This is a genomic window from Pseudonocardia sp. EV170527-09, from assembly GCF_008369905.1.
Lineage (GTDB): Bacteria > Actinomycetota > Actinomycetes > Mycobacteriales > Pseudonocardiaceae > Pseudonocardia.
In genome coordinates, this window is record NZ_VRMC01000555.1 from 1 (window position 1) to 254 (window position 254).

Consider the following 254-nt stretch of genomic DNA (forward strand, 5'->3'; position numbering starts at 1 on the left):
GCGGCGTTAGCGTGGGACACGAAGGCCTCCGGTTGTGAAGTGGAGCTGTCTAGGAACCGCTTCACCCACCGGAGGCCTTCGTGTCCCACGCTAACGCCGCTCTGACCCCGCGCGCCCGGCTGCGGCTCGCTCAACTCGTCGTCGAGCACGGCTGGACCCACACCGCGGCCGCGACAATGTTCATGGTCTCCGCGCGGACCGCCAAGAAGTGGTCCGACCGCTACCGGGCCGAGGGGCCGGCGGGGATGGCCGAC

1 protein-coding gene is annotated in these 254 nt (G+C 70.1%); it reads left to right on the plus strand.

The genetic code is table 11. The features are described 5' to 3' along the window. Positions 1-80: 80 nt before the first annotated feature. Positions 81-254 (plus strand): leucine zipper domain-containing protein (locus FVA95_RS30120; RefSeq protein WP_149662471.1); only part of this gene is annotated, 174 nt, incomplete at its 3' end.